At 67.0% G+C, this 12,492-nt stretch carries 9 protein-coding genes; 5 read left to right on the top strand and 4 right to left on the bottom strand.

All coding sequences use genetic code 11. The annotated features are described in order from the left end of the window. Positions 1-2: 2 nt before the first annotated feature. Both hemDX and hemC read right to left on the bottom strand, forming a co-directional pair. On the bottom strand, positions 3-2,111 hold the full coding sequence (gene hemDX / locus PI87_RS07415) for a fused uroporphyrinogen-III synthase HemD/membrane protein HemX (protein WP_039597068.1): 2,109 nt from the start codon (positions 2,109-2,111) through the stop codon (positions 3-5). 15 nt (positions 2,112-2,126) lie between these two features. Beyond that, complete coding sequence (gene hemC / locus PI87_RS07410) at positions 2,127-3,143, bottom strand: hydroxymethylbilane synthase (protein WP_039597067.1); 1,017 nt, start codon at positions 3,141-3,143, stop codon at positions 2,127-2,129. A gap of 108 nt (positions 3,144-3,251) precedes the next feature. Here hemC and ppc point away from each other — a divergent pair, with 108 nt between their 5' ends. Beyond that, entirely contained in the window at positions 3,252-6,260 is a 3,009-nt protein-coding gene (gene ppc, locus PI87_RS07405) for a phosphoenolpyruvate carboxylase (RefSeq protein ID WP_039597066.1), read from the top strand. Here ppc and PI87_RS07400 read toward each other — a convergent pair whose 3' ends face one another. After that, entirely contained in the window at positions 6,261-7,688 is a 1,428-nt protein-coding gene (locus PI87_RS07400) for an MFS transporter (protein WP_039597065.1), read from the bottom strand. It abuts the gene before it with no gap. Positions 7,689-7,813: 125 nt separating this feature from the next. Here PI87_RS07400 and PI87_RS07395 point away from each other — a divergent pair, with 125 nt between their 5' ends. Beyond that, positions 7,814-8,698, top strand: a complete 885-nt coding sequence (locus PI87_RS07395) for a LysR family transcriptional regulator (RefSeq protein ID WP_039597064.1) — start codon at positions 7,814-7,816, stop codon at positions 8,696-8,698. 44 nt (positions 8,699-8,742) lie between these two features. Here the strand turns inward: PI87_RS07395 and PI87_RS07390 are convergent, their stop codons facing one another. Next, positions 8,743-9,348: a ferritin-like domain-containing protein gene (locus PI87_RS07390; protein WP_039597063.1), complete on the bottom strand. Its 606-nt coding sequence runs from the start codon at positions 9,346-9,348 to the stop codon at positions 8,743-8,745. Positions 9,349-9,549: 201 nt separating this feature from the next. Here PI87_RS07390 and PI87_RS07385 point away from each other — a divergent pair, with 201 nt between their 5' ends. The 3 genes from PI87_RS07385 to argH all read left to right on the top strand — a co-directional run bounded on the left by PI87_RS07385 (position 9,550) and on the right by argH (position 12,427). Beyond that, positions 9,550-10,197, top strand: coding sequence for an RNA polymerase sigma factor (locus PI87_RS07385; protein WP_039597062.1), 648 nt, complete (start codon positions 9,550-9,552; stop codon positions 10,195-10,197). Beyond that, a complete protein-coding gene (locus tag PI87_RS07380; protein WP_039597060.1) occupies positions 10,197-10,916 on the top strand; it encodes an anti-sigma factor in 720 nt (239 codons plus the stop codon). The genes PI87_RS07385 and PI87_RS07380 overlap by 1 nt, the downstream gene beginning before the upstream one ends. 95 nt (positions 10,917-11,011) lie before the next feature. Next, positions 11,012-12,427: an argininosuccinate lyase gene (gene argH, locus PI87_RS07375; protein WP_039597059.1), complete on the top strand. Its 1,416-nt coding sequence runs from the start codon at positions 11,012-11,014 to the stop codon at positions 12,425-12,427. Positions 12,428-12,492 lie beyond the last annotated feature (65 nt).

Raw genomic sequence — 12,492 nt, 5'->3', positions numbered from 1 at the left:
GCTCACTCCTTGCCCTGACCGCGCGCGGCGGCAAGGCTGTCGGCCAGCGTCGGTACCTCCAGCGTGCCGACCATCGTGCGCACTTGCGCCAGCAGGTTCTGCACGGCGCTCACACGCGGCGATTGCGTGTCGAAGTAGCGCGAGAGCAGCGTGTCTGCGCGACCCAGATCAGCGCGGAACACGGCATCGTTGCGCGAGAGCAGCGCCAAGCGCGCGTTCATCAGGCGCAGCTTGAGGTTTTCGCGCAGGAACCAAGCCTGGTCTGACGACAGCAGCAGTGCCTCGGTCTGGTCCACACGGCGCACCTGTACGATCTGGCCCAGTTCATTGCGCACGTCGCCCCACAGGCGGCCCCACCAGGCGCGCACGCCGGCCGACCATCCGGTGCCGGCCTGCGTCGATGCCGCCGGTGCCGAAGCCGGCGCTGCGGCCTTAGCATTCTTCGCCGAACGCGCCTTCGGTGCCTGCGCTGCCTGCTCCGCATCCAGCGGCTGGGCCGACGACACCAGCGGCAACATATCGATCCCGTTGATCGCGTCGTCCAGGCGGATGGCCGCGCCGCTCAGGTCGATCGAGGGCATGGCCTTGAGCTTGGCGATGTCGCGTGCCACCGCACGGCGCAGACCGTTGAACTGCGGCTTGTTGAGCGATGCCAGGCGGGCGTCGATCGTCTGCAACGCAGCCAGCGCACCGCCCACGTTGCCGGTGAGCTGAAGCTGCTCGGCGGCGACTTCGAGCGAGCGTTCGATCTCGGAGCGTTGCCAATCGTCGCGATTGCGCAGCAGATCCTGGCTGGCCTGCTCCAGCGCGCCCTGGCGGTCACGGGTTTCCGTTGTGCGAGCGTCCAGCGCGCCGAACTTCTGCTGCAGTTGGTCAACCGCCTCGCGGTCGGCCTGCGAGCGCACGTGCATGTCCTGCGCCAGCGCCTCATTCTGCTGCCCGCGCTGGCGGATCTCACGCGCCAGGCGTTCGTTGCGTACCTGCAGTGCCGCCACCGCAACCACGACAACGGCCAGCACGGTCCAGATCAGCCAACCGCCGCGTCGTGGGGCATGGTTGACGGTCATGGTGGGTGCGAACGGCGCAGGTGCCGGACTCGGCTGAGCAGTCGCGGGCTTCGCTGGGGGAGCCGATGAGGAAGCGGACGAGGGAACGGGAGTCTGCGTCACAGTGGAAGAAGAAGGAGAAGTATTCGATTCAGCCGGCGCCGCTGCGGGTGCCGGCGTATGTGCAGGCGCGGCGGCCGGTGCAGCCACGGGGCCAGCCCAGGCCAGCACCCCCGCCAGCAGGCGATCGTCGCCCGCGCCGGTGAGCTTCACATCGCGAAAGCCAAGCGACTCGGCTTGCTCAACGATGCGTGCGTGCGGCGCAAAGCAGGGTGCGCCGTGCAGCGTGTTGACCTCAGCTGGCGTCAGGTTGGCGCGCGCCAGATCGTCGAGATTGCGGACGGCCTCGGAGCTGGTGAGCGTCCAGGCATGGCGGCCCGCCAGCACGGCACGCAGCGCAACCCAGGCGGCCATATCAGGCACGGGCACACTGCGGCGGTAGGCCTCGACCGTGCGCACCGAGACCCCGGCTTCGCGCAGTTGATCAGCCAGCCATTCACGGCCGCCATTGCCGCGCACGATCAGCACTTCACGGCCGCTCAGTGACGGCACATCCAGCCGTGCGTACAGCGCTTCGGAATCCTGGCGCGCGTCGTCGGCGTGGGTGTCGGGTCGGATCACGCGATGCGCGGGCGGCGCAACGCCGTGCGTCGCCAACGCCTGCGCGCTCGCGGGGCCAACCACGGCCACCGGCACTTCCTGCGGCCAGCGAAACCCTTCGGGCATGGCGGCAAACGCCTGCTGCACGGCATTCGGGCTGACAAACACCACGAGCGCATAACGCGATGGATCACCCAGCGCAGCGCGCAGGTCATCGAGATTCGGCGTCGGTGCGATGTCGAGCAGCGGAAACTGGTGCGTACGCAAGCCGTGGCGCTCAAGCGCGGTCACCAGCATGGGCGCCTGCGCGCGCGGGCGCGTGACCACCACCACAGGTGGTTCGGCGGACGGCGTGCTGGATGCGGGAGACGAAGGTGACAAGCGCGGTTGCAAGCGATCGTCCATGGCGAGCCGTGGGAGTTAGGTAGCGGGCGGGGCGTCAGCGCCCAGCATGGCAAGAATCTCACGCGCGCCGCCGTTCAGCATCTGCTGGGCGACCTGCACGCCAAGCGCATCAGCCTCGGCCAGCGTGGACGGCGTGGCTTCACCATCTGCGGCAAGCTTGCGGGTGCCGTCCTGCGAGGCAACAAAGGCGCGCAACCGCAGCGCGCCGGCATCCGACCACTGTGCAAACGACGCCAGCGGCACCTGGCACGAACCACCCAGGATGCGGGACACGGCACGCTCGGCGGTCACGGCCAGCGCGGCGCGCGTGTCATGCAGCGGCGCGAGCGCGGCCTGCACATCAGCGCGATCAGAGCGAATCTCAATACCCAGCGCACCCTGCCCTGCGGCCGGCAGCGACTCTTCCGGCGCGATGGTCGAGCGGATGCGCTCGGCCAGCCCCAGGCGCTTGAGCCCGGCGGCAGCAAGGATGATGGCGGCGTAGTCTCCGCGGTCGAGCTTGCCCAGACGCGTGTCCAAATTGCCACGCAACGGCTGGATCACCAGATGCGGAAAGCGCGCACGCAGAGAGGCCTCGCGGCGCAGGCTGGACGTACCCACCACGGCGCCGGCCGGCAGCGAGGCCAGATCGGCGTAGTCGTTGGAGACAAACGCGTCGCGCGGGTCTTCACGTTCGAGAATGGCCGCCAGCGCGAAGCCTTCCGGCAGTTCCATCGGCACATCCTTGAGCGAATGGACGGCCAGATCGGCGCGTCCCTCGGCCAGCGCGACTTCCAGTTCCTTCACGAACAAACCTTTGCCCCCCACCTTGGCGAGGGAGCGATCGAGAATCTGGTCGCCGCGCGTGGTCATTCCAAGGATGGACACGTCGCACGCGGGATAGTATTTTTGCAATGCAGCACGCACGTGTTCGGCCTGCCAGAGGGCAAGCCGACTTTCGCGCGAGGCGATGACCAGCTTGGTCGGCGCCTGGGCTGCAGGAGTCGTTGCAAGCTGGGATTCGACGGAGGTCGGACGGGTAGCGGAAGACATGCGGCAATGGTAGCACGCAGCTTTTTCGCCACAGGCCGCCTATCACGTTGAAGTGATGCAGAAAAGAGGGCCGTTCAGGCACCTTACCGATCCAACCTAGGAGACACCATGACGCAGCCCGCCGCGCGCCGCGCTTCCTCGCGCGCGACCCCCGCCCGCAAGGCATCCGCCGCCCCCGCCAAGCCCGCCAAAGCCATCAAGACCATCAAAACGGCCAAACCCGCCACCAAACCGGCGGCCAAGGCAAATGGCGCTGACGAGGCCAACGGCGCATCACTCGGACCCACCTCGCGCCGCTCGTCGGGCAGCGCCGCTGCTAAAGACCAGCCGCTGAAAGAGGACATCCGCTTCCTGGGGCGCTTGCTGGGTGACGTGCTGCGCGAGCAGGAAGGCGGCGCCGCCTTTGAAACGGTCGAGACCATCCGCCAGACCGCCGTGCGCTTCCGCCGCGATGGCGACCGCCAGGCCGAACAGGAACTCGACCGGCTGCTCAAGGCGCTCTCGCGCGAGCAGACCAACTCGGTGGTGCGCGCGTTCAGCTACTTCTCGCATCTGGCCAACATTGCTGAAGACCAGCATCACAACCGCCGCCGCCGCGTACACGCGCTGGCGGACTCGCCGCCGCAGCCCGGCGGCATGATGCGCGCCCTGCTGTCGGTGGCAGATGAAGGGGTCTCCGGCGAAGCACTGCGCCAGTTCTTCGACGCCGCGTTGATCGTACCGGTGCTCACCGCCCACCCGACCGAGGTGCAGCGCAAGAGCATTCTCGATGCGCAGCGTGAAATCGCCCGCCTGCTGGCCGAACGCGACATGCCGCTCACCGCGCGTGAGCGCGAGCGCAACACCACGCTGCTGCGCGCGCACGTGACCAAACTGTGGCAAACGCGCATGCTGCGCACCACGCGCCTGATGGTGGCCGACGAGATCGAGAACGCGCTGTCGTACTACCAGACCACCTTCCTGCGCGAGATCCCCGCGATGTACCGCGAGCTGGAAGAGGACATCGCCAGCGTCTTCCCGCGCCGCGGCGCACGCGGCGAACCGACACCGCTGCCGGCGTTCTTCCAGATGGGCTCCTGGATCGGCGGCGACCGCGACGGCAACCCCTTCGTCACCGCAACAACGCTGCGCGACGCCGCACAGAAGCAAGCGAGTGTGATCCTGGCTTGGTACCTGGACGAGATCCACGTGCTGGGTGCGGAGCTGTCGATGTCCACCTCTCAGGTGGATGTGAGTACTGAACTGCTGGCTCTGGCGGAACGGTCGCCGGACCACTCCGAACATCGCGTGGATGAGCCGTACCGCCGCGCGCTGATTGGCGTGTATGCGCGCCTGGCCGCCACCTGCCGCGAGCTGACCGGTGAAGATGCCGGCCGCCATGCCGTCGGCCCTGCCCCGGCCTACGCCAACGCGGAAGAACTGCGCGCCGACATCCAGATCGTCATCGATTCGCTCGCAGCACACCACGGCGAAGCACTGGCCGATGTACGCCTGACCTCGCTGGCACGCGCGATTGATGTATTCGGCTTCCACCTGTCGTCGATCGATCTGCGGCAGGTTTCGGACGTGCACGAAGCGACCGTCGCTGAGCTGCTGAAGGTGGCCGGTGTGGAAGGCGCGTACGCGGCGCTGTCGGAAACCGACAAGCGCACGCTGCTGCTGCGCGAGCTGCAACAACCGCGCCTGCTGACGCTGCCGTTCCATGCGTATTCCGAGCAGACCACGACGGAAATCGACATCTTCCGCGCCGCGCGCGAGGTGCGTGCCCGCTACGGCAACCGCATTGTGCGCAACTACATCATCTCGCACACCGAAACGCTGTCCGACCTGCTGGAAGTGATGCTGCTACAGCGGGAAGCCGGCATGTTCCGCACCTGCACGGATGGCAGTGGCAACGCCAGGCTGGACGTGATGGTGATCCCGCTGTTTGAGACCATCGAAGACTTGCGCAACGCCTCGGAAATCATGGGTGACCTGCTCGCCCTGCCCGGCTTCGATGCCGTGCTGGCCGCACAGGGCAACGAGCAGGAAGTCATGCTCGGCTATTCGGATTCGAACAAGGACGGCGGCTTCCTCACCTCCAACTGGGAGCTGTACAAGGCCGAGCTGGCGCTGGTGGAACTGTTCGAGCGCAAGGGCGTGCGCCTGCGCCTGTTCCACGGCCGCGGCGGCACGGTGGGACGTGGCGGTGGCCCGACCTATCAGGCCATCCTGTCGCAGCCGCCGGGCACGGTGAACGGGCAAATCCGCCTGACCGAGCAGGGCGAAATCATCTCCAGCAAGTTCGCCAACCCCGAGATCGGCCGGCGCAACCTGGAGACCATTGTTGCGGCCACGCTGGAGGCGACGCTGCTGCCCACGCGCAACCGCCCGAAGGGTCTGGAAGAGTTCGAGGCCGCCATGCAGGCGCTGTCGGACAACGCCTTTGCCGCGTACCGCAACCTCGTCTACGAAACCCCGGGCTTCAAGGACTACTTCTTCGCCACCACGCCGATCACCGAGATTGCCGACCTGAACCTCGGTTCGCGCCCGGCCTCGCGCAAGCTGATGGACAAGAAGCACCGCCGCATCGAAGACCTGCGCGCGATTCCGTGGGGCTTCTCGTGGGGCCAGTGCCGGCTGCTGCTGCCGGGCTGGTTCGGCTTTGGCAGCGCTGTGCAGCGCTGGCTGGACGACGCCGGCAACGCGAAGGCCCGCGCCGCTCGCCTGGCCACGCTCAAGCGCATGCACAAGCAGTGGCCGTTCTTTGCGAACCTGCTGTCGAACATGGACATGGTGCTGTCCAAGGCGGACCTGAACGTCGCGTCGCGCTACGCGCAGTTGTGCGACGACCGCAAGCTGCGCAAGGTGGTGTTCTCGCGCATCTCGGCGGAATTCACGTTGACCGAGCAGATCCTGTCGGCCATCACGGGGCAATCGGAGCGGCTGGCCGACAACCCGCTGCTGGCGCGCTCGATCAAGAACCGCTTCCCGTATCTCGACCCGCTGAATCACTTGCAGGTCGAGCTGCTCAAGCGCTTCCGCTCGGGCAAGGCCGGTAGTGACGATACGCGCGTACGGCGCGGCATCCATCTGTCGATCAACGGGATTGCGGCGGGGCTTCGCAATAGCGGTTAATCAGGCAGCCAGCGCGGTGGCGGCCGGGCGACGACTGATCCACGCCATCGCCATCGCGCCGGCGTAGGACAGCGTCATCAGGCCGAACACCGCCGGCGAGGCGCGCACCAGATCGGGCATCACCGTGACGACCGCGCCCGCTGCCGCCACGCCCAGCAGGCTGCCGGTCTGCCGCGCGGCGTTAAGCAAGCCCGATGCCGTGCCGGCCAATTCGCCCGGCGCCGCAGAGAGGATGGTGGACGTCATGGGCGCAATCGCCAGGGCAGTACCGCCGCCGTACGCCATCATCGCTGCGCTGGCCACCCACAGCGGCGCATGCCCAGTAAGTGCGGCCGACGTTGCCAGCAACCCCACGGCACCGATCACGAGACCGCTCAGCATCATCGTCGGCGTAGAGAAGCGCGCCATCAGCTTGCCCGCGAAGATGTTACCGGCCGACAGGCTCACCGCCATCGGCAGCATGACCAACCCAGTCTGACGCGCACTCAGGTGCTCGACGTTCTGCAGATGCAGGCTCAGCACGAACAGCGCACCGTAGTAGCCGAAGTTCAGCAGGAACCCCACGCCGTTGACCGCACCCAGCGTACGATGCGCCAGCCAGGCCAGCGGCACCAGTGGTGCACGTGCCCGGCGTTCGGCCATCACGAACAGCACGCCGGCCACCAGCATCAACAGCGCAGCACCCCACACCCACGGCGACAGCGCACCGCGCACCGGCCACTCAATGGCCGCAAAGCACAGCGCTGCCAGCATCACCGCGCTGGTCACCTGCCCCGCCCAGTCAAATGGCCGTGCGCGCGCAGGCTGCACGTGGCGCACGATCACCCACGTGCCCAGCACGCCCACCACGCCCAGCGGCACGTTGATAAGGAAGGCGCTGCGCCAGCCATACGTATCGACCAGCACGCCGCCAAGCGCCGGGCCCACGGCGGCGGCTGTCGCCACGATGGCGCCCCACAGGCCGATGGCCCACGCACGCTCGCGCGGATCTTCAAACGTAGAGCGGATGAGCGACAGCGAACTCGGCAAGAACATCGCCGCGCCCACGCCTTGCAGGATGCGCGCGGCAATCAGCGCCGCCACCGACGGCGCCAGCCCACAGCCAGCCGAGGCCACGATGAACACGGCCATCCCGGCCATGAAGACGGTGCGCGCGCCAATGCGGTCGCTCAGCAGGCCACCGGTGAGGATGAAGGCGGCAAAGGCCAGCGTGTAGGCATCGACGATCCAGGCCAGCTCCGCGACGCTGCTGTGCAGGCTGTCACGCATGGCGATGAGCGCCACGTTCACCACGGTGGTATCGAGCACCGCCATGAACACACCCGACGTGAGGATGCCCAGCGTGGCGTTGCGGCGCCACCGGCTGAGATCAGGTTGTAAGTCCGGCTGAGGAGCGGCACAGACAGCGTTGGCATTGCAGGAAGACATGGCAGAACCGTTTGGCGATTTCATGCAGCCAAGTGTAGGCTGGGGTTCGCATGCAAAAAAGCAGTGTTTTTGCATCGCAACACTGCAAAAATGCATCACCCATCGACGCACATCCGGAGCCAAACGTGAACTGGGATAACGCGCGCTTCTTCCTGGCCGTGGCACGCACCGGCACGCTGCGTGGCGCGGCACAGCGGCTGGGCGTAGATCAGGCCACGGTCGGCCGCCGCATCGCCGGGCTGGAAGAGGATCTGTCCGCCAAGCTGTTCCTGCGGACGTCGACAGCGCTGGTGCTCACGCCCGCGGGTGAAGCGCTGATCGGCCCCGCCGAAGCAATGGAGCAGGCGGCGCACACCATCGAGCGCCGTGTCGCCGGCACCGACGAGCAACTCGCCGGCACCATCCGCCTGGCCACCACCGACACGATGGCCGCCACCTTCGTGCTGCCGGCCATCGCGCAGTTGCGGCAACGGCACCCGGGCATCGACGTCATCTGCATGGCCTCCAAGAGCATCGCCAACCTGACCAAGCGCGAAGCGGACGTGGCTGTGCGCACGCTGCGGCCAAACTCGCCGGATCTCATTGCGCGACGCATCGGGCAGCTGGAAACCGGCGTCTACGCCAGCCATAGCTATGTGGCTGCGCGCGGTGCGCCGGAGGAAGGCAGCGCCTTCGCAGGGCACGATCTGGTGCTCTACCCACGCAACGAGGTGCCCTGGATGTGGGATGACCTGTGCGGCGAGCCCATCACGCGTGGGCGCGTCGTCCTGCAGAGCAATTCGGCGATGGCGTTGCTCGAGGCAGTGGCCGCAGGCATCGGCATCACCGAGCTGATCTGCCGCCGCGCCGAGGCCTATCCGCAACTGGTGCGCGTACTGCCCAACCGGCGCAGCATGCAGGACGTCTGGCTCGTCACACACACCGACCTGCACAAGACCGCACGCGTACGGGCATTGCTCGACTGCATCATCGAAGCCTTCGACGCACACAAAAAAACCGCCACGCCGTAACAAGCAGTCGGCGTGGCGGTCCAGCAAATTCCTGCTGGTGACGTTCAGGCGATAAATGCAACTGGCACCGGGTCTTCGCCCAGCACCGAGAGCAGCACCGCCCAATGCATGGCTTCGTCTCCGAGGATGCTGCCGGCAGCCTTGATCAGATCCTTCGTGTAGAAATTGGGCATCACACCCAGGTAGGCCGAAGTAGCACCCTTCTCCAGCCCGGCGGCAAAACGCAGCACATCGGCCTGGTTCTTCAACTGGCTGACCGGAAAGTTGTATTCCGCCACCTTCTTTTCCATGACCGGTGTGCCGCCCAGCTTGGACACCGTACCGGCCAGCACCCCCGCATGCGCCTTGTGATGGCCCTGGAACTTCACGGCCGTGGCCAGCACCGGCTTCTGCAGCAGGCCACTTTCCGCCCCCACCTGATACGCGGCGATGGCCTGGTACTCCAGCCCGAGCGCCACGTTCAGGATGTTGATGTCGTCTTTCACGCTGCCCGATTGGGTCTGTGCCCAGGCCGGCATCGACTGCCCCAGCGACATCGCCGCCAGCGAGCCCAGCGCCATCAGCCCTGGCGCGCGCAGCAGCACGCGGCGGCGCACGTCGATGCGCGGGCTGTCACCATCGAACAGATCCATCTCTTTGGTCGTATCCATCGTCGGTCTCCTTGCATGTGGGGAAGAAGCACGACCCGCGTACTGCCCAAGTGCGGATCGCCGGCGTTTGTCCAGCGCCTGACCGCTTATACGAAGCGCACACCAAACTGGATGCAAACCGCAGCGCCGCCCACGTGAATTCCCACGGCGGCCGAGGTTTCTTCCTACACTTTGGGCAGGCCCCTCCACAAAACCGCCTCCGTGCTCACCTTCCAGCGCACCGCCGCAGACCATGCAGGGCAAGACGCCGATCCGCCGCAGACGGCCGCAGCAGGCCGCCCGCCAAGCACCGATGCGGAAGAGTTGGCCGCGCTCCTGCAACGCATCGGCCTGGGCGAGCGCGACGCCCTGCGCGCGCTCTACACGCGCTGCGCGCCGAAACTGTTTGGCCTCGCGCTGCGTATCTTGGTCAGGAAAGATTGGGCCGAGGACGTCTTGCAAGAAAGCTTCGTCAACATCTGGCGCCACGCTGGCGATTACCGCCCGCATCTGGCCGCCCCCATGACGTGGATGACCACCATCGTGCGCAACCGCGCACTCGATTGCCTGCGCCGGCAACATGCGGAACGCGCGCAGGAATCCGTGCCGCTGGACGAGATGCACGCCGAGGTGCTGGCCGACCACGCCCCCGGCCCGGCCGACCTTGCGCTCGCCGGCCAGCAGGCCCGCGCGCTGGCCGAATGCCTTAAGCGCCTGGACCCCAAGCAGCGGGAAGTCGTATCGCTCGCCTATCTGCGCGACCTGTCGCACAGCGAGTTGGCGCAAGCGCTTTCACTGCCGCTGGGCACCGTCAAATCCTGGATGCGGCGCGGCCTGGACCGCCTGCGCGAATGCCTGGGAGCGCCGTGATGGACCCGCGCCGCCATCCCGATCTCGTCGACAAGCTGGCCGCTGAATACGCCGTCGGCACATTGCGCGCGGGCGCACGCCGCCGCTTCGAGCAATGGATCCGCCACCATGACGACATCCGCGCAACCGCTGAGCGTTGGGAGCGCTACCTCGCCGACCTGCCAGCGCTTCAGCCCGCCACGGCGCCGCTGCCAGAAATCCTCTGCCGGGTGGAAGTGCAGCTCGGTTGGCGCGAACCGGCACCGCCGCAGAAAACGTTCTGGCAAAAGCTGTGGCAAGGCACGGGCTTCTGGCGCGGCGCTACGGCAGTCGCAGCGGTGATTGCGGCGGTGGCGGTCGGGTTGAACCTCCGACTGTCGCAGCAGTTGCGCGAGGCGCCCATCGCCAACGCGGTGGCCGTGCTGCAGGACGCGCAGGCGCAGGCCGCTGTGCTCGTCACCTGGGATGCGCGCACCGGCACGCTGTCGCTCAAGCGGCTGGACGCGACGCCACTCACCACCGAGCAAACGCTGCAACTCTGGGCGCTGCCCCCGGGTGGGCATCCGCAGTCACTTGGGTTGATCGGACACCAGCGCGCCGTGCGGCTGACCGTGGCGCAACCGCTCAGGCAAGTGCCCGCGCTGGCCATCAGCGTGGAGCCGCGCGGTGGCTCGCCCAACCCGGATGGGCCGACCGGGCCAGTGGTCTTCAAGGGCGCGCTGATCGACAGCACCTTGTAGCCACGGGCCGAAGGCCCCGGCGGACGATATAATTGCGGTTTCCTGAATTTGCGGCTGGCACCCTTCGCCGGCCGCCCTCCTCCAGCTGTCCGCACATGACCTCCCAACTCGCCAAGAAGGCCGAAGCGTGGTCCGCCCGCTTTAACGAGCCAGTGTCCGATCTCGTCAAGCGCTATACCGCGTCGGTGTTCTTCGACAAGCGCCTCGCGCTGTTCGACATCCAGGGCTCGCTCGCGCACGCGGCCATGCTCGCCAAGCAGGGCATCATCGCCGAAGCCGACCGCGCCGCCATCGAAAAAGGCATGGCGCAGATCCGCCAGGAGATCGAAGCCGGCACGTTCGAGTGGAAGCTGGACCTGGAAGACGTGCACCTGAACATCGAAGCGCGCCTGACCGCCATGGCGGGCGACGCCGGCAAGCGTCTGCACACCGGCCGCTCGCGCAACGATCAGGTTGCCACCGACATCCGCCTGTGGCTGCGCAGCGAGATCGACAACATCGTCGGTCTGCTCAAGGCCCTGCGCGGCGCGCTGCTGGACCTGGCCGAGCAGCACACCAACACCATCGTCCCGGGCTTCACGCACCTGCAGGTCGCGCAACCGGTCGTGTTCGGCCACCACCTGCTGGCCTATGTCGAGATGTTCACGCGCGACACCGAGCGCATGCTCGACGCCCGCAAGCGCGTCAACCGCCTGCCGCTGGGCGCTGCCGCGCTGGCCGGCACGAGCTACCCGATCGACCGCGAATTCGTCGCGCAGCAACTCGGCTTTGACGGCGTGTGCCGCAACTCGCTGGATGCCGTATCCGACCGCGACTTCGCCATCGAATTCTGCGCCGCCGCCGCACTCGTCATGACGCACATCTCGCGCTTCTCTGAAGAGCTGGTGCTGTGGATGAGCCCGCGCGTGGGCTTTATCGATATTGCGGACCGCTTCTGCACCGGCAGCTCGATCATGCCGCAGAAGAAGAACCCCGACGTGCCCGAACTGGCGCGCGGCAAGACCGGCCGCGTCAACGGCCACCTGATCAGCCTGCTCACGCTGATGAAGGGCCAGCCGCTGGCCTACAACAAAGACAACCAGGAAGACAAGGAACCGCTGTTCGACACCGTGGATACCGTGGTCGACACGCTGCGCATCTTTGCCGACATGGCGACGGGCATCACCGTCAAGGCCGACGCAATGCGGGCCGCCGCACTGCAGGGCTACGCCACCGCCACCGACCTGGCCGACTACCTGGTCAAGCGCGGCCTGCCCTTCCGTGATGCACACGAAGCCGTGGCCCATGCGGTGCGCGCCTGCGACGACCTGCGCTGCGATCTGGCCGACCTGTCGGTTGCGCAACTGCGCGACATCTGCGGCCTGGGCGACAAGTCCGACCTGATCAGCGACGACGTGCACGCCGTGCTGACACTGGAAGGCTCGGTCGCTTCGCGCAACCACATTGGCGGGACGGCGCCGGAGCAGGTGAAGCAAGCCATCGCGTTTGCACGCGCTGCATTGGCTGAATAACTCGCCGCACGCTTCAAACAAAAACGCCGCGCTGTAATCAGCGCGGCGTTTTGCTTTGTGCGGCT

The sequence above is a fragment of the Ralstonia sp. A12 genome (assembly GCF_000801955.1).
Classification (GTDB): domain Bacteria; phylum Pseudomonadota; class Gammaproteobacteria; order Burkholderiales; family Burkholderiaceae; genus Ralstonia.
The sequence above is the reverse complement of the archived record's forward strand: the minus strand, read 5'-3'. Positions and strand labels throughout refer to the sequence as shown.